The organism is Campylobacter jejuni (assembly GCF_049221745.1).
GTDB classification, from domain to species: Bacteria; Campylobacterota; Campylobacteria; order Campylobacterales; family Campylobacteraceae; genus Campylobacter_D; species Campylobacter_D jejuni_E.
Map to the genome: position 1 here is coordinate 487,171 of NZ_JBMJAO010000001.1, position 21,603 is coordinate 508,773.

Genomic DNA, 21,603 nt, shown 5'->3' on the forward strand with positions numbered 1-21,603 from the left:
AAATGCGTTATATTACAACACCAATTTATTATGTAAATGATGTACCTCATTTAGGTCATGCTTATACTACCATCATAGCCGATACTTTAGCAAGATTTTATCGTTTACAAGGACATGAAACAAGATTTCTAACAGGAACAGATGAACATGGACAAAAAATCGAAGAAGCTGCCAAACTAAGAAATTCCACTCCTCAAGAATACGCTGATAAAATCAGTTTTGAATTTAGAAAATTATGGGATGAGTTTGAAATCACCTATGATATTTACGCAAGAACAACTGATACAAGGCATATTGAATTTGTTAAAGCTATGTTTTTAAAAATGTGGCAAAAAGGCGATATTTATAAAGATGAATACGAAGGACATTATTGTATTTCTTGTGAAAGCTTTTTTACTCAAAGTCAGCTTATCAATGATTATTCTTGTCCAGATTGTGGCAAAAACACTACGATTTTAAAAGAAGAGAGTTATTTTTTTAAACTTTCAAAATATCAAGATAAAATTTTACAATGGTATGAAGAAAAAGATCCCATCCTACCAAAAAACAAAAAAAACGAACTTATAAATTTTGTCCAAAGTGGTCTTAAAGATCTTTCCATCACTAGAACAAGTTTTGATTGGGGAATTAAACTACCTCAAGAAATTAATGATCCTAAACATATTATTTATGTATGGCTTGATGCACTTTTTATCTATATAAGTTCTCTTGATTTTCAAAGCAAGGGAGAAAATGCTAAATTTTGGCCTGCACATGTGCATTTAGTAGGAAAAGATATCTTGCGTTTTCATGCCATTTATTGGCCAGCTTTTTTAATGAGCGTAGATTTGCCTTTACCAAAATTTATAGGTGTACATGGCTGGTGGACTAAAGAAGGCGAAAAAATGAGCAAATCTAAAGGCAATGTTGTAAAACCTAAAGAAGTGGTTGATGCCTATGGAAGCGAAGCTTTTAGATATTTCTTGCTTAGAGAAGTGCCTTTTGGCAATGATGGGGATTTTAGTGAAAATATGCTGATAAATCGTATCAATGCTGAACTAAGCAATGAATTTGGAAATTTACTTAATCGCATCATAGGTATGAGTACAAAATATTCTCAAGGAAATATTTCAAAAGAAGGTGTTTTAAAATTTTACAATGCTGAATTAAATCAAGCAAAAGAACACTTAAATTTAGCAGTGGAATTTTTAGAAAACTTACAATGTAATCGTTATCTAGAAGAACTTTTTAAAGCCTTAAGTGTAGCAAATTTAGCTATTAGCAAATACGAACCTTGGAATTTAATCAAAGAAAACAAATACGAACAAACTCATGCTTTAGTTGCACTTTGTGCAAATATTTTAGCCAAAACAAGCCTTTTATTAAGCCCTACTCTACCAAAATCTTGTCAAAAGGTGGCTTTAGCTTTAAATTTTGAAATTTCATCTGCAAATTACGCAAAAATAATACTTAATAATGAGCTTTTAGATTTTAAAGCAAATCCTTGCGAAGCTTTATTTCCAAAAGTAGAAAAAACTCTTTTAAAACAAGAAATTAAAGAAGAACCTAAAAAAGAAGAAAGTCCTAAAATAAAAATCGATGATTTTGCGAAAATTGAAATCAAAGTTGCTAAGGTACTTGATTGTCAAAATATAGAAGGGAGTGAAAAACTTTTGAAATTTCAACTCGAACTTGATAATAAAGAAATCCGTCAAGTACTCTCAGGTATAGCAAAATACTATAAAGCCAGTGATTTAATCGGCAAACAAGTTTGCATTATAAGCAATCTTAAAAAAGCTAAAATTTTTGAACATGAAAGCGATGGTATGATACTTTCCGCAAAAAGCGGGGATAAGCTTGTTTTAATCACTCCTGAGCAACTTGTAGAAAACGGCTCTTTAGTAGGCTAAAATATGCAAATTAGTAATTTAGGCGAACTTTTAAACGCAACGCTCATTCATGAAGGTAGTGTTTTGAGCGTGGAAGGTTTTGCCATAAATTTAAACGAACTTAAAGCAGGCTTTGCCTTTTTTAATAACGATAAAAAAGAAATTGCCCAAGCTATAGAAAAAGGTGCTTATGCTATAATTACAGAAAATAACATTACTATTGAAGATAAAGAAATTTTTTACTTTAGAGTAGAAAATCTAGAACAAGCTCTTGTAAGATTTTTACGCTTTTTTTGCGAAGATAAAGAATGTGAATTTTTGCTTTTTAAATCCTATGAACTAAGTCTTTGCAAGGCTTTTTATTTTAACATTTTAAAAGGAAATATTTTTGCTGATTTTGAAAAACTAATCAAAGCAAAAAAGGGTGAAATTTTTTGCTACTGTGAGGAAAATTACTTAAATAAACTTTGCGCCTATTCTCATAGTCTAAAAGATGCTAATTTTACCTTATTATCGCGATCTAGCTTCTTTTTTACAACTTTGATTTGTGAAAATTTATATTTTAAAAATCTTAATTTGCCTTTTTTTTATGCAAATAGTTTTGCAAAAATTATTTCTTTTTTAAAAGAAAAAAATCAAAAAAAAATAATATTTGACTTTAATAAGATTGATGATTTTAAAATTTATTTTATTGATGATAAATTTGAAATCACTCCTTTTGGTTCGAGCTCTCAAGCGTTTATTGTAAGCAACAACCAAAATACCTTTGAATTCTGGAAAGAAAAATTTAAAAACATAAAAGACTTTAAAATTGCTTCTAAAAATTCTTTATTTTGCGATTTTTCCTATAATCAGCTTTCAGATTTAAGAAAATTAAAAAATTTTAAATATTGTTTAATTCTTGAAAATTATGATATTTTTGAACAAGAATTTGAAAACAAAGAAAATCAAACCCCAAGCTTATTTTAAATTCACTCCTTCATTTTCAAGCAAAAATCTTTTTATTTCAAGCCCTCCATTATATCCTCCTATACCATTGCTTGCAATAACTCTATGACAAGGTATAAAAATAGGAATTTGATTTTTAGAATTTGCATTTCCGACAGCTCTAAAAGCTTTTGGATGATTAATTTTTTCTGCTATATCTTTATAGGTAGCTATTTTGCCATAAGGAATTTCTATTAAAGCTTTATAAACCTTTGATTCAAAATCTGTACCTTGCATAAAAATAGGAATAGTGAATTTTTTAAGCTTATGAGTAAAATATAAATCAAGTTCATATTTTGCCAAGTCAAGTAAACTACAACTTTTTTCTGATCTTTTATTATCGCAAAAATTGACTCTAGTTAAAAATTTTCCATCACTATGTAAAGATAGGTAACACAAAGGTATTTTATAATAAACTTTAAACATTTTTTATCCTTCAAAGAGCTACAATTATAATAAAAAATATTTAAGGAGTAGAAAATGTCTTTTATGCAAGAATACAATAAACTTGTTGAAGAAAGAGCCGCTTTGGGTATACCACCCCTTCCTTTAAATGCAAATCAAACTAAAGAACTTTGTAAATTACTTGAAAATGAAAATAATGAAGAGCTTGCAAATCTTTTAGAAAATAGAGTAAATCCTGGTGTTGATGATGCGGCTTTAGTAAAATGTGAATTTTTAGATTCCATACTTAAAGGCAAAATCAGTGCTCCAAATATAGACAAAAAAAGAGCCTTAAGAATGCTTGGAACTATGCTAGGTGGATATAATGTTAAAGTTTTAATCGATGCCTTAAAAGATGAAAACATAGCCAAAGATGCTGCAGAAATGTTGAAAAATATTATTTTTGTTCATGATAATTTTCATACTATAGCTGAACTTAGCAAAAGCAATCTATACGCTAAAGAAGTTTTACAAAGTTGGGCCAATGCAGACTGGTTTAACAAAAAAGAAGAATTACCTCAAGTGATTAAATGTATAGTTTTCAAAGTAACAGGGGAAACAAATACTGATGATCTAAGCCCTGCAGGAGATGCTTTTACAAGAAGCGATATTCCTTTGCATGCAAATGCCATGCTAAAAGTAAGACAAGCAGGATCCTTAGAAAAAATCAAAGAGCTTAAAAAAAGCAGTCGTGAAGTAGTTTATGTAGGTGATGTTGTAGGAACAGGTTCAAGTAGAAAATCAGCAATAAATTCTATACAATGGCACTTAGGAAAAGAAATAGAAGGGGTACCAAACAAGCATAGCGGTGGTATAGTAATGGGTTCAACCATAGCGCCGATTTTCTTTAATACTGCTCAAGATAGCGGGGCTTTACCTATCATCTGCGATGTAACAAATTTAGAAATGGGTGATGAGTTTGAAATTCATCTTTACGAAGGAAAAATTACAAAAAATGGTTCTGTAATTGCAGAATTTAATCTCAGTCCAAACACACTTTTAGATGAAGTTAGAGCGGGTGGAAGAATTCCACTTATCATAGGTCGTGGACTTTGTGCTAAGGCTAGAGAATTTTTAGGAATGGAAAGTGAAAATATCTTTACCAAACCTGAACAACCTAAATCTTCAAGCGGTGGTTATACCTTAGCGCAAAAAATGCTAGGTCGTGCCTGTGGAATTGAAGGTGTGCGTCCAGGTATGTATATAGAACCTATGACTTTAACCGTAGGCTCTCAAGATACCACAGGTCCTATGACTAGAGATGAAATTAAAGAACTTGCAAGCCTAGGTTTTAATGCAGACTTTGTGATGCAAAGCTTTTGCCATACAGCTGCTTATCCAAAAGTAAGCGATTCTAATTTACATAAAACTTTACCCAATTTCATAACAAGTCGTGGCGGAGTGAGTTTAAAACCAGGTGATGGGGTTATCCACTCTTGGCTTAATCGTTTTGTATTGCCAGATAGTGTGGGAACAGGTGGAGATTCTCATACACGTTTTCCTATAGGAATTTCTTTCCCTGCAGGAAGTGGACTTGTGGCTTTTGCTGCAGTTACTGGTTCTATGCCTTTAAATGTACCTGAAAGTGTTTTAGTGCGTTTTAGCGGAGAATTGCAAGCTGGAGTTACCTTAAGAGATTTGGTTAATGCTATACCTTATTATGCAATCAAACAAGGACAACTTACTGTTGAAAAGAAAAATAAGAAAAATATTTTTGCAGGAAAAATTTTAGAAATAGAAGGCTTACCAAACTTAAAAGTCGAGCAAGCCTTTGAACTCAGTGATGCAAGTGCTGAAAGATCTGCAGCTGCTTGCAGTGTGGATTTAAGCATAGAAAGTGTAAGCGAATATATCAAATCCAATATCTCTTTAATTGAAGCTATGATAGAAGCAGGATACGAGAATAAAGCTACCCTTGCTAGAAGAGCTGAAAAAATGAGAGAATGGCTTAAAAACCCTACTCTTTTAAGAGCAGATAAAGATGCAAAATACGCTTATATTATAGATATTAATCTTAATGACATTAAAGAGCCGATCCTAGCTTGCCCAAATGACCCTGATGATGTGGCAACCTTAAGCGAAATTTTAGCCGATGATAAGCGTCCAAAAAATATAGATGAAGTTTTTGTAGGTTCTTGTATGACAAATATAGGACACTATAGAGCTTTAGGAGAAATTTTAAAAGATAAAGGCATGCTTAAAACCAGACTTTGGGTAGTGCCTCCAACAAAAATGGATAAAGCACAACTTACCAATGAAGGTTATTACAGCATCTTTGGCGCAGCAGGCGCTAGAATAGAAGTTCCTGGTTGTTCTTTGTGCATGGGTAATCAAGCTAGAGTAAATAATGGATCTGTAGTTTTCTCAACTTCTACAAGAAATTTTGATAACCGTATGGGAATGGGTGCTAAAGTATATTTAGGCAGTGCAGAACTTGCGGCAGTTTGTGCTATTTTAGGTAAAATTCCAAGCAAGGAAGAATACTTACAAATTGTCAGCGAAAAACTAAGCGATGAGCATAAGGCAAATATCTATAGATATTTAAATTTTAATGAGATTGAAAATTTCAAACTTGAAAATTAATTCAAATTTAATACTTATTTGGATTAAATAACAAAATTAAAATTTTCAAAGGAAAAATATTGAAGTTATTATTTACTTCCTTTTGTTGTTTTGCAAGCTTAATGGCTAGCAATGCCATTAACTGCGACAACATTAAAAATAATAAAACATTGCTAAATGAAAGTTCAAATTTAGATTATTTAAATATAGCTTCAAGCTGTAAAGAATCTTTAAAAAATCAAGATTTTACAAAAAAACTCTATGCAATTTCCAATGAAATTCGAGGGAGCAATAGCTCTTGTAATGGTGTGGCTTATTTGCCAAAATTACAACAATTTGATTTTTTATTATTAAAAATAGCTATCGATCCCATCGCTTATCAAAAAACTTTAGATACACCCGAAAATTTAGAAAAAAAATATGATATTTTAAAATCTTATTTTAGATATTGGGCATATCAAAGTATAGGAAATTTTAGACTTTACAAAGCTTTTTGGAAAGAATATAATAATGCTATAGAACCTTTAGAAAAGTATTTTGAAAGTAATTTTAATTTTGACAAAGGTAGTAATATTTACTATACTAGCAATGCTTTAAATGAATTTTTAAACTGGGCTGTTGGCGAAACAAAAATTTACAAAGACATTAGTCCTTTAGCAAAAATCATGTCAAATAAAAATTATTCGGTATCTTATATACAAGATTTTATTTTTTCAAATAATCCAAGCCAAGATGATCTTACTATAGCCTTGCAAGCAGCGCTTCTAAATCAAAGAGAAAAAGAAATTTTAGAACTTTTGATTCGTTTTGGTGCTAGGATTGATGAAGGTTATGAAAGTGCTATTTTTTATGCGTTAGAAAATTACGAAAATACAAATTTTTTAATTCAAAATGGAGCAAATGTTAATCAAGCTAATGCCTTTGGTAAAACCCCGCTTTTTTATGCCATAGAGTTTAATCGTCTTGATATCATAAAACTACTTCTTGACAATGGAGCAAATGTTAATCAAAAATATATTAATAACAATGAAAAATTGGCATTAAGCGCGAACATAGGTTCAAATACGCCTTATTTTATTACATTTTGTGCTTTAGAGCACACTTCAAAAAATGTTTTAATGCATGCTGCAGCCTATGGAAATGTTGAAATTTTAAAACTTCTTATCTCAAAAGGAGCAAATTTTAATGCTATTGATGATCTTGGTTTTAATGCACTTGACTTTGCGCTAGCAGCAGGTAAAAAAGAAAATGCTGATTATCTAAAAAGCTTGGGTTTAAAAGCAAATGAAAATCTATTTTATGGAGGTAGTTTAGAATGAAAACCGCATTTATTACAGGAGCTAGTTCAGGTTTTGGTAGAGCTTGTGTTGAAGCTTTTATACAAGAAGGCTACAAAGTAATTGCCCTTGCCAGACGCAAAGAGCGCCTAGAAGAGCTAAAAAAAGCTTACAAAGATAAGATTTACACCCTTTGCATAGATGTAAGAAATCAAAAAGAAATCTTTGAGGCTATTGAAAATTTACCCAAAGAATTTCAAGAAATTGATGTGCTTTTTAATAATGCAGGCTTGGCTTTAGGAGTAGATGAATTTGATAAATTAAACCTTGAAGATATTAATACCATGGTAGATACAAACATCAAAGGATTTTTATATGTTGCAAAAGCTGTTATTCCTATACTTCGTAAACAAAAAAATGCTTATATTTTTAACTTAGGTTCGGTTGCAGGAAGAAATCCTTATTTTGGAGGCAATGTGTATTGTGGAACAAAGGCTTTTGTAGGACAATTTTCCTTAGCTTTAAGAAACGATCTTAGAGGAAGCAATATTAAAGTAACAAACATTGCTCCAGGACTTTGCAAAACTGAATTTAGTGAAGTGCGTTTTAAAGGAGATATCCAAAAAGCTGATGCAGTATATGAAAATACTCAATTTATCAGTGCTAATGATATTGCTAAAGTGGTAATGTCTATCATTAACCTACCAAGCCATATTAATGTTAATGAAATCGAGCTTATGCCGGTAACACAAACTTGGAATGGATTTTATATAGAAAGAGATGAATGAATAAATTTTTAGTTTTATTGTTTTTACCTTTAGTTGCATTTGCAAACTCCTCAGAAGCAGCTGCAAATGCTAATTTGTTTGGAGCTTTTACGCTTATACCACCTTTGGTTGCTATTGCTTTAGCCTTTATCACAAAAGATGTTATTTTGTCACTCTTTGCTGGAGTTTTAAGCGGAACTTTTCTACTTAGCCTTTCTGCGAATATTTTCAAAGCACAACATTTAGCTTTTATAAATTATTACAATACCGCAGTAGAATCTTTTTCAAAGATTATTTCTTATATCTTAGATTCAACTTCTGATCCAGTAAATGCGGGAATCATTTTACAAATTCTTTGTATAGGTGGTCTTGTGGCACTTATTACAAAAATGGGTGGCGCAAAAGCTGTAGCATTAAATTTTGCTAAAAGAGCTAAATCAGCTATATCGGTTCAAATTAATACTTGGTTTTTGGGACTTTTAATCTTTTTTGACGATTATGCTAATTTACTCATTGTAGGCCCAATTATGCGTCCTTTAGCGGATAAATTTAAAATTTCTCGTGAAAAATTTGCTTTCATTATTGATTCAACTGCTGCGCCTGTAGCAGGAATAGCTGTAATTTCTACTTGGATAGGCCTAGAAGTTTCTTTAATTAAAACCGCTTATGAACATATAGGTATTAACGATATTAGTGCTTTTGGAATTTTTGTCGAAACCATACCTTATCGTTTTTATAATATCTTCATGCTTTTTTTTGTGGTAATGACTGCTATTATGGGTCGTGAATTTAGCTCTATGTATAAGGCTGAAGTACGTGCAAGAACCACAGGGCAAATTGCACCTCTACCTAAATCAGGTACACTAGATACTGCTGAGTTAGAAGATCAGTTTTTAGCACCAAAAGAAGGAATTAAAATTCGTGCTTTTGATGCTATTGTTCCTATTTTTACTTTAATCATTTTAGCTATATTAGGATTTTATTTTAATGGACTTAGCACTTTAGAAGGCGAAGAACTTACAAAAGCAAGCACCAATCCTTTGTCTTTTGAAACTTTTAGGGCTGCTTTTGGAAATGCTGATTCTTCTGTGGTGTTATTCCAAGCTGCTTTGTTTGCTGCTATTGTAGCAATTTTTATCGGGGTGCGTCGTAAAATTTTCAATCTTAAAGAAGCGGTAGAAACTTGGATATATGGCTGGAAAACCATGATTTTTACCATAGTATTGCTTTTATTTGCTTGGTCGCTTTCAAGTATAGTAAAAGATCTAGGAACTTCTTTATTTATCACTAGTTTGCTTGCAGATAAATTGCCTGAGTTTATTTTACCTGCTACTATTTTTGCTTTTGCTTCAGCCATTTCTTTTGCCATAGGAACAAGCTATGGAACTATGGGGATTTTAATGCCTTTGGCTGTGCCTTTAGCTCATGAAATCGCTAAAATCAATGCTATGGATGCAAACGCTATGCATCATTATATGGTTATTAATATAAGCTGCGTTTTAACAGGTGCGATTTTTGGAAACCATTGTTCGCCAATTTCAGATAATGTAATCCTTTCATCTATGAGTGCAAAATGCGATCATATGGAGCATGTAAGAACACAAATTCCTTATGCTTTATTTATCTGTGGTATTTCTTTAATCGCTGGATATATTCCTGTATCTTTAGGACTTAGCGTTTGGTTTGTCTTGCCTTTAAATTTCATACTTATTGTGCTTTTATTAAGACTTATCGGAAAGAAAGTTCTATGAGTCTTGAAAATTTTGGAAATTTTCTCACTTTAGATGAAAAACATTCTTTCATAAAAAAATATTTTAAAGAATTTTATACAAAGGATTTTAAACTTTTTACTTCAAAAGATAAACATTATCGCACGAGAGCTGAGCTTTCATTTTATCATGAAAACGATACGCTTTTTTATGCGATGTTTGATCCAAAAAGCAAAAAAAAGTACATTATAAAATATCTAGATTTTACTGATGAAAAAATTTGTGCTTTTATGCCAAAACTTCTAGAATACTTGCGTCAAGATGATAAATTAAAAGAAAAACTTTTTGGTGTAGAATTTTTAGCAACAAAGCAAGAACTTAGCATAACTTTACTCTATCATAAAAATATAGAAGATATAAAGTCAAATTTAGAAAATTTAAGCGATATTCTTCATATCAACCTTATAGCAAGAAGTAAAAGCAAAAAACTTATTTTTAAAACAGAAAACTTAAAACAAATTTTAAATATTCAAGATAGAAAAATATTTTATGAATTTAACAACGATTGTTTTGTTCAACCTAACACTGCCATAAACGAAAAAATGATTACTTGGGTGTGCGAAATTTTAAGCACTCAAAAAAGAATGGATTTACTTGAGCTTTACTGTGGATATGGAAATTTTACTTTAGCTTTAGCACAATTCTTTTTTAAAGTTTTAGCCACTGAAATTTCAAAAAGCAATATTAATTTTGCTTTAAAAAATTGCGAGCTTAATAATACAACAAATATCCATTTTGCAAGACTTTCAAGCGAAGAATTAAGTCTTGCTATCAAAAAAGAAAGAGAATTTTTTCGTTTAAAAGATATTCGATTAGATGATTTTAATTTCTCTCATGTTTTAGTTGATCCACCACGTGCGGGACTTGACAAAAGCGTAATTGATTTAGTAAAAAACTATGAAAATATTATTTATATTTCATGTAATCCTATCACTTTAAAAGAAAATTTAAAAGAATTAAGCCTAACACATAGAGTGGAAAACTTTGCCATTTTTGATCAATTTGTCAATACTCCACATCTTGAATGCGGAGTATTTCTTAGCAAGGTATAAAAAAATAATTCATTAATTTAGCCAGTATTACTATTGCGATACAAAGCGTAAATACAAAAGAGTGGATAAAAACACCAAGCGGGTTTTTCTTCTTTAATATAAAATGACAAAATAAAGAAAAAACAACTAAAGATAAAATTCCAAAGGCTAAAATTATTTTTGCAGCAAAAAGTAAATTTAAAGGTTTAAAATGAAAACCTGCTAAAGCACCTCCACTTAAAAAAAGCAAAAGGACTACAAAAGGCATGATTTTAACCCCAGTAGCACTAAAAAGACTTTTGTCAAAATTAGGATTTTTTCTTTTAATTACTCCTAGAATAAATACATCAACAAACAAATAACCTATAAACAAAATAGCGCAAAAAAGATGAATTATTAAAGCATATGGATAAAATTCCTCCATTTTCCCTCCTTTAAACTGTCAGAATTTTAGTATATTATAACACTTTTTTTATTTTTTAAAATTCACTTTAGTTAATTTTTCAATGCTTTAAGATTAAAATATTAAATAATAAACAAAAATTATCTTTAAAAACAATCAAAAATATTATCTATCCTAAACTCTAAATAAAAATTCATACCAAATAAATGATAAAACTGATACAATTATACTTTAAAAAATAAAATAAATCTAGAATTATTTTCCAAAATTTATTAGAAAATATTAAATTTTAGTTTTAATTTGGTATTAATGATAAAAAACTAAAGTAGAACATAAAAATAAAGATAAATTTTTACAAATACTACATTATGTTAAAACATCTATATTTTTATGATAAGAAAAAATAGTGTTAGAACTCAATAAAATTTACAAAGCAAAGCAATAAATTTCAAATTTTATAAACAAAACTCCTTTTATATATTCTTCTTTTTTAAGTGAAATTTGTCAAAGTAAAATTTTTCTTAAAAATGAAAATTTACAAATTACAGGTGCTTATAAAATCCGTGGAGCTTATAATAAAATAGCCAATCTTAGCAAAGAACAAAAAAAACAAGGGGTGATTGCAGCCAGTGTAGGAAATCATGCCCAAGGTGCGGCTATTAGTGCAAAAATTTGGTATTAAAGCTATTATTGTAATGCCAGAATCTACTCCACTTTTAAAAGTATCAGCCACAAAAGCTTTAGGCGCAGAAGTAATACTTAAAGGAGATAATTTCGACGAAGCTTACGCTTTTAACCACTTATGCAAAAAAGAATGGCCTTAGTTTTATCCATCCTTTTGAAGATGAATTTGTAATAGCAGGCCAAGGAACTTTAATGCTTGAAATGCTTGATGAAGCAAGCGTCTTGATATGACTATCGGACCTGTTGGAGGCGCAGGACCAATAAGTGGTATTGCAAGTGCGGCTAAACAAATTAATCCAAATATTAAAATTATAGGGGTTGGGGCCAAAGGAGCTCCTGCAATGTATGAAAGTTTTTATGCTAAACAAATAAAAAATTCCAAAAATGTTCGCACTATAGCTGATAGTATTGCCGTTCGTGATGTAAACCCTATTAATTTTGATATTATTTTAGAATATGTAGATGATTTTATTTAGGTTGATGATGAAGAAATTGCTAATGCAGTCTTGTTTTTACTTGAAAAGCATAAAATTGTAGTAGAAGGTTCGGAATCTGCGAGTGTAGCAGTCTTACTTCATCAAAAAATAATCACCCAAAATCATAAAAATCAGCGTAGTTTTAAACGGTGGGAATATTGATGTTCAAAAGCTAAATAATCATAGAAAAAGGACTTTTTAAAGCACATAGAAAAATACAAATTCATGTTACTTTAGTTGATAAACCAGGGGCTTTACTAGATCTTACGGATAGTTTAAAAATAGCTAATGCAAATATAGTTAAAATTGATTATGGTGATGCAATGATTTCACAATCACTTTAGAGACAAAAAGCAAGGAACATTAAGAAGATGTAAGAAAAATTTTAACCCAAAAGGCTTTTAATTTTCGAAAGTTTTTAATAATGAATACGACTCAAATAAAGCCCATTTGGTGGAGCTAAAAAGCGATTATATTGCTTTTTAGCTTCAATTTGTTCTCTAAGCTCTTTTTCACTCATTTTTCCTTCTAAAACCTTTAAAACGCTTGCTACGCTTAATCTTATTTGTCCTCTTAAAAAACCATTGGCTTTAAAACGAAAAATACTATATTCCTTATAGACATAAGCTTTAGCAAGAAAAATTTCTCTTATAGCTGTTTTATTGTTTCCTCCACTTTTACAAAAGAATTTTAAATCTTTTTTTCCTATAAAAAAGCTTAAAAGTTTATTAGCCTTAGCTATGTCAAATTTAGGATAAAAATACACATAAGAAGTCATAAAAGGATTGTAAGGAGCGTGAGAAAAAATATAACGATATTCTCTACTTTTTACATCAAATCTCACTTCAAAGTCATTTTTTACTTTTTCAATTTTTTTAATATGAATAAAAGGGTGAGAAAATTTATTGAGTTGTTTTTTAAGATATTCTAAATTTGTAAAATACTCTCCACATTCCACGCTGGCTACAGCATAGCTTGCATGCACTCCTTTATCTGTACGTGAAGCCATTAAAATAGGTGAAAAAATACCCAAATGCGACAAAGCTTTTCTTAAAGCATCTTGAACACCTTTTTTATGAGGCTGAGTGGCAGAACCTAAAAAAGCAGAGCCATCATAAGAAAATATAAGTTTTATTTTCACTAGTAACGACTCAAAATCATTTTCTTAAAACAATAAGCTGAAACAAGCAAGCTTAAAGAAAAAATTCCAAAACAAGCTAAAATTGGAGGCTGAGAAAAAGAACTTAAAAGCCCAAAGTATATAGTAATCACTCCAAACATGCCTAAATATACATAACCTTTTTCATAACGATAAGTAACCAAACCAAAACAAAGTGCAAAAAGCACACTAGCAATTGGAAATAAAGCTATAGTTGTATAAATAACAAATTCTCTTGCTCTTTGAGGATTTTCATTTAAATCATTCCAATACTCATAAAATTTCTTTATCTGAAGATTGTCTGTGTTAAATTGGGTATTTACTATCAAAGTATCAAATTCTCCGCTAAAAATACTTTGATCTTGTTCAAAATTATACATTTTGCCTTGATTTAAACTAAAAGCAAAACTATCATCTTTTCTTTGCACATGTGCTTCTTTAGCTATTATAAGTTGTTCTTTATCATCTGTTTTATGTTTAGGACGATACATGATTATATTTTCATATTTATTATTATCTTGCTTTTCTATAAAAATCATCCAATCTAAAAATTTTTGTCCAAATTCACCTGTTTTATAATTAAATTTTACTTGAGTACTCTTATAATTTACAAAATTATCTTGGAGTTCAAATACTATAGGTATCATTACTAAAGCTACAATAAGCATTAAAGCACTGATTAAACTTGAAATTTTAAGGAAAAACTTTGCTAAAATCATCGGAGAAAATCCTAAGGTAAAAAGCACTATGCTTTCATTTTCTTTAGAAAGCCTAAACAAAGCCAAAGTTAAAGAAATAAAAAAAGATATAGGTAAAGTAAAAATTAAAATTCTAGGCAGCATAAAACCATAAAGCTTTAAAAGATCTAAAAAGCTAATCTCTATACTTGAAGTAAGTTTTGCAAGCTGAATAAAAAATACCATAGATACAATAGTAAAAAGTACGAAAAATATAGATAAATTTGTACTTAAAAATTGATTTAAAACATATCTTAAACTAAGCTTCATTAAAATAATCCTAAGTTTTTACAAAATAAAACTACCACAAAAGCGATATTTAAAAAAGGTATCATAGCAAGTTCTTGCTCTTTTATTGCTTTAATTTTTAAAATTATAAAAAAAGGCAAAGTCAAAGCTGAAGCTATAAATAATACTAAAAATCCATACTCAAACCCTAAAATTCCACCTATACACGCCAGAATAATAATATCTGCATCGCCTAAATTTTCAAAAACTTCATCTTTTTTTCGAAAATGCATTAGAAAAAAGACTAAACTTTTTAGCAAAAAAACAAATCCTGCAAAACTAAAAGCATTAAACAAAAAACCTTCATTAAATTCTTTAAAAATTAAAAAATATAAAATTTCATTCTCTTTAAAAACATAAAAAAAGGCAAATAAAAAAGCACTCCAGAGTAAAAATTGTGGCACAGCCTTAAGCTTAATATCCACTAAAGAAAGTAAGAAAAAATTAAATAAAAATAAAGATAAAAATAAAAAATCATAAAAATTTTGACTTATAAAATAAATTAAAATAAGTAAAATCATGCCTAAAATTTCATTTATCAATAAAGAGATAGGTAAGGTATATTTACAAGTTTGACATTTTGCTCTTAAAAAAAGATAAGAAAAAATAGGAATAATTTCATAATATTTTAATTTCGCACCACAAGAAAAACAAAAAGAACGTAAAGCAAAAAAGGGTTTTTTTTCAATTATTCTACTTGATAAACTTGCACAAAAAGAACGTAAACAAGCCCCTAAAATCATTATAAAAAATATCATTTCCCAAAAGTTCTTTCTCTATTTCTAAATTCTTTAATAATCCTTTTAAATTCTCTTTTAGTGAGAGATGGAAATAAAGCTTCACTAAAATAAATTTCAGCATACGAACATTGCCAAAGCAAAAAATTTGAAAGTCTTTTAGCATTTCCAACGCGAAGCATTAAATCCACATCTAAAGGTAAATCTAAATTTTGCGTTAAATTTTCTTCATTTAGCTCAAGTTTTTTTTCAATCACACGCTTAGCCGCTCTTATAATCTCATCTCTTGCACCATAGCTTATGGCTAGATTAACACAAAGACCATTACAATGTTTTGTTTTTTCTTCTACTAAGATAATTTTTTCTCTTATCTTATCTTCTAAACGCGATAAATCTCCTATAGCTCTTAAATGTACATTATTTTTTTCAAATTTTTCCAAAGCTTCATCCAAACAACGATCTAAAAGTTCAAAAATAAATTCAATTTCATCTTTAGGACGATTCCAATTTTCAGTGCTAAAAGCAAAAAGGCTTAAATTTGAAATATTTTCTTCCATGCAAACTTCCATAAGTTTTTGCATGGTTTTTACCCCTTGAGAATATCCAAATTTTGCTAAAAAACCCTTAGCTCTTGCCCAACGTCTATTACCATCCATAACAACAGCAAGATGTTTTAATTCATTCATTTTTATCCCTTAAAATCAAAAAACTTTTTAAAAACAAATAAAGGCTCAATTTTACTTTCTTGCAATACATTAAAATCTAAATGTTCATTTAAAAATTTTTGCACCTTAGCAAAAGGTGTTAAAATGCTAATGCCTTGCGAATCTATTAAAATTTTTAAAGCTCCAAAAACACTAAAATACAAATAAATCTCTAAATATTTTGCTCTTTTACGCATTTGAAACAAACAAGATTTATTTTCAAAGATAAAAGGAATATGATAAATATTTTCAAAACTTGCAAAAAGCATTTCTTTTAATATTTGATAACGTTCCATATCTTTACATTCTAAAAGATTATGTATAATAAATTTTTTATAAGAAATTTTATCTTCTAAAAGTGCAATTATCAAAGCCAACCCTTCTTCAAATGACTTAAAATTAGGACGCTTTGAAAGATGTTTAAATTGTATAACTCCACCATTTTGTATATAAAGTTCAGCTAAATACTCAGCACCAATTTCAAGCTCTATCATACTTTTAGTTTGAATTTTTTTATGATTTAACAAAAGCGTATAATGTCCATAGCCTGATTTAGCTAAAACTTTCATTTGTATAGGCAAAGTAGAATTAATCATACTCATAATTTTTCACACCATTTAACAAGTTCAAAAGCTAATTTTTCTTTACTTTGCAAAGTACTTTTATTTTCATTTTTTAAAGTGATAAAATAAAGCTCATTTTGATCACTTCCAAAATAATTTTTTTGATCAATAATATTAAGACAAACCATATCAAGTTGCTTATTTTTTAAAGATTTTTTCGCATTTTCTAAAGCATTTTGAGAATCAAACTCCATCTTAAAACCTATTTTTTTACCTTTAAAATTTAAATCTTTAAGTAAATCTTCATTTAAAGATAAATGTAAATTTAAACCTTGTAAATACTCATTTTTTTTAATTTTTCCTTTTATAGCTTTTGGGATAAAATCACTCACAGCAGCTGTCATAATCAAAAAATCATGATTTAAATTTTTACTCAAAAGCTCTTTTAAATCCTTAGAACTTTCAAATTTGTAAAGCTCATAAGGTGTATCAAATTCCACAGAGCTTAAAAATTTTACTCTAGCACCTAAAAAATAAAAAGCATCGGCTATGGCTTTTGCCATTTTTCCACTTGAAAAATTACTCACGCAACGCACATCATCGATCTTTTCTTTTGTGCCGCCACCTGTGATAACTACACTTTTATCGCACCAAAACTTTTCTTTTAAAAGCTCTCTTTTGGTGATATTAAAAATATCCTTAACTTCAGCTAAGGCTCCTACGCCTTCATCTTTACAAGCTAAAACTTTACAAATAGGCTCTATAATCAAAGCTTTATTTTCTTTAAGCATCTTTAAAGAATTTTTCGTACTAAAATGATAAAACATATTTGTATTTGCTGCAGGAGCTATAATAAGAGGTTTATTTGCAGCCATTAAAGTTTGGATAAAAAGATTATCCGCTATACCAAGAGCAAGTTTATTGATAGAGTTAACACTTGCAGGGGCAAGCAAAACAAGATCTGCGTCCTTGCTAAAAGCTATGTGATTGTTTGAGTTTTGCCAACTTTCATTTTCCTCGCATAACACTTCATCAGCCAAGGCTTCAAAACTCATTTTGCTAGCAAATTTTAACAAACCATTGGAAAGCAAAACTTTTACCCTAAAGCCTTCTTTTTTAAACAAAGAAATAAGCTCATAAGATTTATAAAAAGCTATACTGCCGCTAATGGCTAAAAGTATGGTTTTCATTTTTGAAATTTCTTGTAATAATAATCTTTTATCATTTTATGCCCTGCTCTATTGATAAACAAAGCACCTTTTTCTACATTAACACTTACTGTGCTTCCTGCTGCTATGATTACTTCATCTTCAATTTTTACAGGTGCGATAAATTGCGTATCAGAACCTACAAAAACATTTTTTCCTATGATGGTTTTATGCTTTTTTGCCCCATCGTAATTACAAGTAATAGTCCCACAGCCTATATTGGTTCCACTATCTATCTCACAATCTCCTAAATAGCTCAAATGCCCTGCTTTTATGGTATTTAACTTCGCATTTTTACATTCCACAAAATTTCCTATATGAGTGTTTTTTAACTCACAATTTGGACGCAAATGTGCCAAAGGTCCTACATCACTATTTTCTACGATGGAATTTTCTATCACGCTTGAACTTTTAATAATAGAGTTTATAATCTTACTTTTACCCTCTATTCTTACATTTTCATATACTTCGCATTCTCCTATAAACTCAACATCTATACCTATAAAAGTACTTTGCGGCAAATGAAAAATCACACCCTGTTGCATCCAGTATTTTTTTATCTTTTCTTGCATGAAATTTTCGGCTATACTAAGCTCAAATTTATCATTAATCCCCATAAATTCATCTTCATCTACAAAAACTGCCTTAATCATCACATCTTTTTCTTTTGCTAGTTTTACAATATCAGTCAAATAATATTCTTTTGCAGCATTGTTATTATCAATCAAAGGTAAAAGTTCTTTTAAAAGCCTTGAGTCAATTGCATAAACTCCAGCATTGCAAGTATTTATCTCTCTTTCTTGCATATTTGCATCCTTAAATTCGACAATTTTTTCAATATTATTGTTTTTTATCACCACTCTACCATAACTTTTAGGATCTCTTGCTTTAAAAACTGCTAAATTTAATTTTGCATTATTACCCAACAAAGCTTCCAAACTTGTTTGTTCAACCAAAGGCATATCACCACAAAGAATCAATACTTTTTCATTTTTGGGCTCAAATCCTTTTAAAGCTCCTGCAGTTCCTGGATAATTTTGTAAATCCTGCTCTAAAATTTGTGTTTTTGGAAAATGCTCTAAAATTTCTTTTTCAATACGTTCTTTTTGATGAGACAAAACTACACTTACATCATCACTTAAAGCAAAAGCCTTTTTTAAAATGTGTAAAATCATACTTTTTTGACAAAGCTCGTGCAAAACCTTTGGCTTTTGTGACTTCATCCTAGTGCCTAATCCTGCCGCTAAAATCAAAATAGAAGTTTTCATTTTTTACCTTTGCTATCTAAGAAGTTTAAAAGACTATTTTAGCAGTTTAAAGTTAAAATTCTAATACCCTTAAACTAGTTTTTAGTCATCAAAAGATAAAATTTAAATTTCTTTAATAAAAACAAAGAAAAGGTTTTTAAATTTTGAAAAAAATATTATTATTTTTACTTTTAAGTATGAGTTTATTTGCTGCTGAAGCAACTATCCCTACCGTAAATTTAAGCTTAAGTGCACCTAATACACCTAATCAGCTTGTTACTACTTTAAATATAGTTATTGTTTTAACCATACTTGCACTTGCTCCAAGTATAATTTTTGTTATGACTTCTTTCTTGCGTCTTATTGTAGTATTTTCATTTTTGCGACAAGCTATGGGGACGCAAAGCATGCCACCTAATACCATTTTAGTAACTCTGGCTTTAATTTTAACTTTTTTTATAATGGAACCTGTAGCTACAAAATCTTATAATGAAGGAATAAAACCTTATTTAGCAGAGCAAATAGGCTATGAAGAAGCTTTTATAAAAGGAGCGAAGCCTTTTAAAGATTTTATGCTTAAAAATACTCGCGAAAAAGATTTAGCCCTTTTTTATCGCATACGCAACCTACCTAATCCCAAAACCATAGATGATGTTCCCCTTACAGTTTTAGTTCCTGCTTTTATGATTTCAGAGCTTAAAACGGCTTTTGAAATAGGATTTCTAATCTACTTACCATTTTTAGTTATAGATATGGTCGTAAGCTCAGTTTTAATGGCCATGGGTATGATGATGCTACCCCCTACTATGATTTCCCTACCTTTTAAACTCCTAATTTTTGTATTGGTAGATGGATGGAATTTACTAGTACAAAGACTTGTAGAAAGCTTTGTAACCTAAGAAGGAAAATCCTTCTTAGAAAAAGAATTCTAAATTATTCTTTTTAAAAGTGTCTTTAATATCTTTAAGATACTTCTCTCCTAAAGAATCAAAAAGCCCATCTTTTTTACTTTCTGCAATAAATTGATCAAGTTCTTTTTTAAGCTCTGTATTGCCTTTTTGCACCGCTATACCCCAAAACTCAGGATTTTCTTGAAAAGGTGCTAAAATGGCTCTAGTTGTATCTTGATGCTTTTGCCAAGTGCGATAAATCGTAAGTTGATCATAGAAAAATCCATCAGCCTTACCTTGAATCACTTCCAAAATAGCAGCATTTTCTTTATCAAATAAATTAATAGTTGCATTTTTTAAATTTTTAACCGCATACAAATGCCCTGTAGAACCACGCTTTAAAGCTAAAACCTTACCCTTTTTATCTAAATCTTTAATATTTTCAATATTAGATTTCAAAGGAGTTAAAATAGCCAAATTTGCCTTAGCATAAGGGATACTAAAATCTACTATTTTCCTTCTCTCATCAGTAATTGTCATAGAAGACATGATAAGATCTATCTTAGCTGTTTTTAAAGCAGGTATTAAACCATCCCAAGCAATATTTTTAACAATAAGATTATAATGATATTTTTTAACAAAGGATTCTAAAAAATCTACACTAATACCGCTTGGCTTACCTGTTTTATCGCTCATTTCAAAAGGCGGGTATCCAAGTTCCATTCCCACAACCAAATCTTTTGCACTCAAATTTAAAGCAAAAAAAGATATAAAAATTAAAATAATCTTTTTCATAATTTCCTTTCAAAATTTTTTACAAAAAAAATTATACTGATTTCATCTTATTTTGTTATTAGTCATTTATTCAAGCTTAAAAAAATTAAAATTTCTAAACCCTAGTCTGCCCTATAAGATTATTAAGTCTATCCGCTATAGAATCAGCAAAAGAATTTATACTTTCACTACTTGCTTTCCAACCATTAGCTTTTGCTTGATGAAATTCTCTATCAAAAGAGATTCCGCTGCCTACGTATACATTTTGCCATTTAACTCCTTTTTCCATTGCATATATACCTGCATCAAGCCAGCCATCTTGTGCATAGCCTTTTAATAAACTTGCAAAATCAATCTTACCTGTCATGATGTCATCTAAGGAAACACTAAAAGAAGGATTTACTTTCATTTCTAGCTTACGTTGTGCTTCCAAAACTTTTGCTTCAGGACTTAAAACAACTTGATTTGAAGATGGAATAGGCGAATAAGACTTTAAAAAACTCATAAATAAAGCTTCTTTAGAATAACTTCCATCTTCATTTTGTGGATAAACTGACATATCAGGATTAAAGTCATCTTCATATAAAGAACCTTGCTCCATACTTTGTGGAGAAAAGTCAAGTTTCATAAGGTTCATATCCAAACCCATAGTAGAATATTTAATCGCTTGTGCTTCGTGAAATTGTTCTGCATTGAATATATTTTTTACAATTTTTTCATTGTCTTCATTATTAATATAATTTAATCCTTTAGGCAATTGTTCTAAATCTGCTTCGCTAAAACTTGTTTTATCATTTGGAAATGCACTTATTACTTGATTAAAGCTATTATAATAGGATTTAACAATAGAAGCCATATCAAAACTATTATAATAGTTTCCACTAGTTTCACTAACCATACCATTTTGATTAAATCTTTCTATCTCATCCAAAGTAGATTTATGCATCTTAAAATCTTTTGGTAATCCTGCAGCTTTGTTAAAATCACTTCCCATATAGCCATCTTTATCTACACTATAACCATAGGCT

At 29.6% G+C, this 21,603-nt stretch carries 19 protein-coding genes and 1 pseudogene; 9 read left to right on the plus strand and 11 right to left on the minus strand.

All coding sequences use genetic code 11. From position 1 onward, the window contains the following. Positions 1-2 precede the first annotated feature (2 nt). Both metG and ACOTU8_RS02485 read left to right on the plus strand, forming a co-directional pair. Entirely contained in the window at positions 3-1,889 is a 1,887-nt protein-coding gene (gene metG / locus ACOTU8_RS02480) for a methionine--tRNA ligase (protein ID WP_422341640.1), read from the plus strand. A gap of 3 nt (positions 1,890-1,892) precedes the next feature. Then, positions 1,893-2,837 (plus strand): hypothetical protein, encoded by a 945-nt coding sequence (locus tag ACOTU8_RS02485; protein ID WP_422341641.1) that lies wholly within the window; start codon positions 1,893-1,895, stop codon positions 2,835-2,837. Here ACOTU8_RS02485 and ogt read toward each other — a convergent pair. Continuing rightward, positions 2,829-3,281 carry a methylated-DNA--[protein]-cysteine S-methyltransferase gene (gene ogt / locus ACOTU8_RS02490; protein ID WP_422341642.1) on the minus strand — a complete coding sequence of 151 codons (453 nt, stop codon included), beginning with the start codon at positions 3,279-3,281 and terminating at the stop codon, positions 2,829-2,831. The genes ACOTU8_RS02485 and ogt overlap by 9 nt on opposite strands. Positions 3,282-3,335: 54 nt before the next feature. Here ogt and acnB point away from each other — a divergent pair, with 54 nt between their 5' ends. Genes acnB through trmA form a run of 5 tightly spaced genes read left to right on the plus strand, consistent with a single transcriptional unit; the run spans position 3,336 to position 10,726 of the window. After that, positions 3,336-5,882, plus strand: a complete 2,547-nt coding sequence (gene acnB, locus ACOTU8_RS02495) for a bifunctional aconitate hydratase 2/2-methylisocitrate dehydratase (RefSeq protein ID WP_422341643.1) — start codon at positions 3,336-3,338, stop codon at positions 5,880-5,882. 59 nt (positions 5,883-5,941) lie between these two features. Then, positions 5,942-7,180: an ankyrin repeat domain-containing protein gene (locus tag ACOTU8_RS02500; protein ID WP_422341644.1), complete on the plus strand. Its 1,239-nt coding sequence runs from the start codon at positions 5,942-5,944 to the stop codon at positions 7,178-7,180. Then, the gene (locus ACOTU8_RS02505; protein WP_422341645.1) at positions 7,177-7,926 is read left to right on the plus strand and encodes an SDR family NAD(P)-dependent oxidoreductase; all 750 of its coding nucleotides are present in this window, start codon (positions 7,177-7,179) and stop codon (positions 7,924-7,926) included. Before ACOTU8_RS02500 ends, ACOTU8_RS02505 begins: the two co-directional genes overlap by 4 nt. Beyond that, complete coding sequence (locus ACOTU8_RS02510; RefSeq protein ID WP_422341646.1) at positions 7,923-9,656, plus strand: Na+/H+ antiporter NhaC family protein; 1,734 nt, start codon at positions 7,923-7,925, stop codon at positions 9,654-9,656. The genes ACOTU8_RS02505 and ACOTU8_RS02510 overlap by 4 nt, the downstream gene beginning before the upstream one ends. Next, positions 9,653-10,726, plus strand: a complete 1,074-nt coding sequence (gene trmA / locus ACOTU8_RS02515) for a tRNA (uridine(54)-C5)-methyltransferase TrmA (RefSeq protein ID WP_422341647.1) — start codon at positions 9,653-9,655, stop codon at positions 10,724-10,726. Before ACOTU8_RS02510 ends, trmA begins: the two co-directional genes overlap by 4 nt. Here the strand turns inward: trmA and ACOTU8_RS02520 are convergent. Continuing rightward, a complete protein-coding gene (locus tag ACOTU8_RS02520) occupies positions 10,713-11,129 on the minus strand; it encodes a copper resistance protein CopD (RefSeq protein ID WP_422341648.1) in 417 nt (138 codons plus the stop codon). The genes trmA and ACOTU8_RS02520 overlap by 14 nt on opposite strands. Positions 11,130-11,607: 478 nt before the next feature. Here ACOTU8_RS02520 and ACOTU8_RS02525 point away from each other — a divergent pair. Beyond that, positions 11,608-12,268, plus strand: a pseudogene (locus tag ACOTU8_RS02525) (pyridoxal-phosphate dependent enzyme). A gap of 418 nt (positions 12,269-12,686) precedes the next feature. Here the strand turns inward: ACOTU8_RS02525 and truA are convergent. The 7 genes from truA to glmU are packed head-to-tail and all read right to left on the minus strand — an operon-like array spanning position 12,687 to position 18,932. Then, complete coding sequence (gene truA, locus ACOTU8_RS02530) at positions 12,687-13,409, minus strand: tRNA pseudouridine(38-40) synthase TruA (RefSeq protein WP_422341649.1); 723 nt, start codon at positions 13,407-13,409, stop codon at positions 12,687-12,689. Then, entirely contained in the window at positions 13,409-14,434 is a 1,026-nt protein-coding gene (locus ACOTU8_RS02535) for an LptF/LptG family permease (RefSeq protein WP_422341650.1), read from the minus strand. The genes truA and ACOTU8_RS02535 overlap by 1 nt, the downstream gene beginning before the upstream one ends. Next, a complete protein-coding gene (locus tag ACOTU8_RS02540; protein WP_422341651.1) occupies positions 14,434-15,210 on the minus strand; it encodes a prepilin peptidase in 777 nt (258 codons plus the stop codon). Before ACOTU8_RS02540 ends, ACOTU8_RS02535 begins: the two co-directional genes overlap by 1 nt. Then, positions 15,207-15,875: a polyprenyl diphosphate synthase gene (gene uppS / locus ACOTU8_RS02545; protein ID WP_422341652.1), complete on the minus strand. Its 669-nt coding sequence runs from the start codon at positions 15,873-15,875 to the stop codon at positions 15,207-15,209. The genes ACOTU8_RS02540 and uppS overlap by 4 nt, the downstream gene beginning before the upstream one ends. A 2-nt stretch (positions 15,876-15,877) precedes the next feature. Then, the gene (locus tag ACOTU8_RS02550; protein ID WP_422341653.1) at positions 15,878-16,495 is read right to left on the minus strand and encodes a hypothetical protein; all 618 of its coding nucleotides are present in this window, start codon (positions 16,493-16,495) and stop codon (positions 15,878-15,880) included. Then, positions 16,492-17,646, minus strand: a complete 1,155-nt coding sequence (coaBC, locus tag ACOTU8_RS02555) for a bifunctional phosphopantothenoylcysteine decarboxylase/phosphopantothenate--cysteine ligase CoaBC (protein ID WP_422341654.1) — start codon at positions 17,644-17,646, stop codon at positions 16,492-16,494. Before coaBC ends, ACOTU8_RS02550 begins: the two co-directional genes overlap by 4 nt. Next, positions 17,643-18,932, minus strand: coding sequence for a bifunctional UDP-N-acetylglucosamine diphosphorylase/glucosamine-1-phosphate N-acetyltransferase GlmU (gene glmU, locus ACOTU8_RS02560; protein WP_422341655.1), 1,290 nt, complete (start codon positions 18,930-18,932; stop codon positions 17,643-17,645). The genes coaBC and glmU overlap by 4 nt, the downstream gene beginning before the upstream one ends. Before the next feature lie 143 nt (positions 18,933-19,075). Between glmU and fliP the strand changes: the two genes are divergently transcribed. Beyond that, the gene (gene fliP, locus ACOTU8_RS02565) at positions 19,076-19,810 is read left to right on the plus strand and encodes a flagellar type III secretion system pore protein FliP (RefSeq protein WP_178890437.1); all 735 of its coding nucleotides are present in this window, start codon (positions 19,076-19,078) and stop codon (positions 19,808-19,810) included. A gap of 15 nt (positions 19,811-19,825) precedes the next feature. Here fliP and ACOTU8_RS02570 read toward each other — a convergent pair whose 3' ends face one another. Together ACOTU8_RS02570 and ACOTU8_RS02575 are read right to left on the minus strand one after the other, a co-directional pair. Further along, positions 19,826-20,596, minus strand: coding sequence for a transporter substrate-binding domain-containing protein (locus ACOTU8_RS02570; RefSeq protein WP_422341656.1), 771 nt, complete (start codon positions 20,594-20,596; stop codon positions 19,826-19,828). 94 nt (positions 20,597-20,690) lie between these two features. Next, the coding region (locus tag ACOTU8_RS02575; RefSeq protein WP_422341657.1) for a Cj0814 family flagellar-dependent secreted protein at positions 20,691-21,603 on the minus strand (913 nt) is incomplete at its 5' end.

Excerpts from the sequence above, each read along its gene's own strand:
- ACOTU8_RS02550 (WP_422341653.1), bottom strand. The coding sequence starts at position 16,495 with ATGAGTATGATTAATTCTACTTTGCCTATACAAATGAAAGTTTTAGCT.
- acnB (WP_422341643.1), top strand. The coding sequence starts at position 3,336 with ATGTCTTTTATGCAAGAATACAATAAACTTGTTGAAGAAAGAGCCGCT.
- ACOTU8_RS02485 (WP_422341641.1), top strand. The coding sequence starts at position 1,893 with ATGCAAATTAGTAATTTAGGCGAACTTTTAAACGCAACGCTCATTCAT.
- ACOTU8_RS02540 (WP_422341651.1), bottom strand. The coding sequence starts at position 15,210 with ATGATATTTTTTATAATGATTTTAGGGGCTTGTTTACGTTCTTTTTGT.
- ogt (WP_422341642.1), bottom strand. The coding sequence starts at position 3,281 with ATGTTTAAAGTTTATTATAAAATACCTTTGTGTTACCTATCTTTACAT.
- glmU (WP_422341655.1), bottom strand. The coding sequence starts at position 18,932 with ATGAAAACTTCTATTTTGATTTTAGCGGCAGGATTAGGCACTAGGATG.
- ACOTU8_RS02505 (WP_422341645.1), top strand. The coding sequence starts at position 7,177 with ATGAAAACCGCATTTATTACAGGAGCTAGTTCAGGTTTTGGTAGAGCT.
- uppS (WP_422341652.1), bottom strand. The coding sequence starts at position 15,875 with ATGAATGAATTAAAACATCTTGCTGTTGTTATGGATGGTAATAGACGT.
- ACOTU8_RS02535 (WP_422341650.1), bottom strand. The coding sequence starts at position 14,434 with ATGAAGCTTAGTTTAAGATATGTTTTAAATCAATTTTTAAGTACAAAT.
- trmA (WP_422341647.1), top strand. The coding sequence starts at position 9,653 with ATGAGTCTTGAAAATTTTGGAAATTTTCTCACTTTAGATGAAAAACAT.
- metG (WP_422341640.1), top strand. The coding sequence starts at position 3 with ATGCGTTATATTACAACACCAATTTATTATGTAAATGATGTACCTCAT.
- ACOTU8_RS02510 (WP_422341646.1), top strand. The coding sequence starts at position 7,923 with ATGAATAAATTTTTAGTTTTATTGTTTTTACCTTTAGTTGCATTTGCA.
- ACOTU8_RS02520 (WP_422341648.1), bottom strand. The coding sequence starts at position 11,129 with ATGGAGGAATTTTATCCATATGCTTTAATAATTCATCTTTTTTGCGCT.
- ACOTU8_RS02570 (WP_422341656.1), bottom strand. The coding sequence starts at position 20,596 with ATGAAAAAGATTATTTTAATTTTTATATCTTTTTTTGCTTTAAATTTG.
- coaBC (WP_422341654.1), bottom strand. The coding sequence starts at position 17,646 with ATGAAAACCATACTTTTAGCCATTAGCGGCAGTATAGCTTTTTATAAA.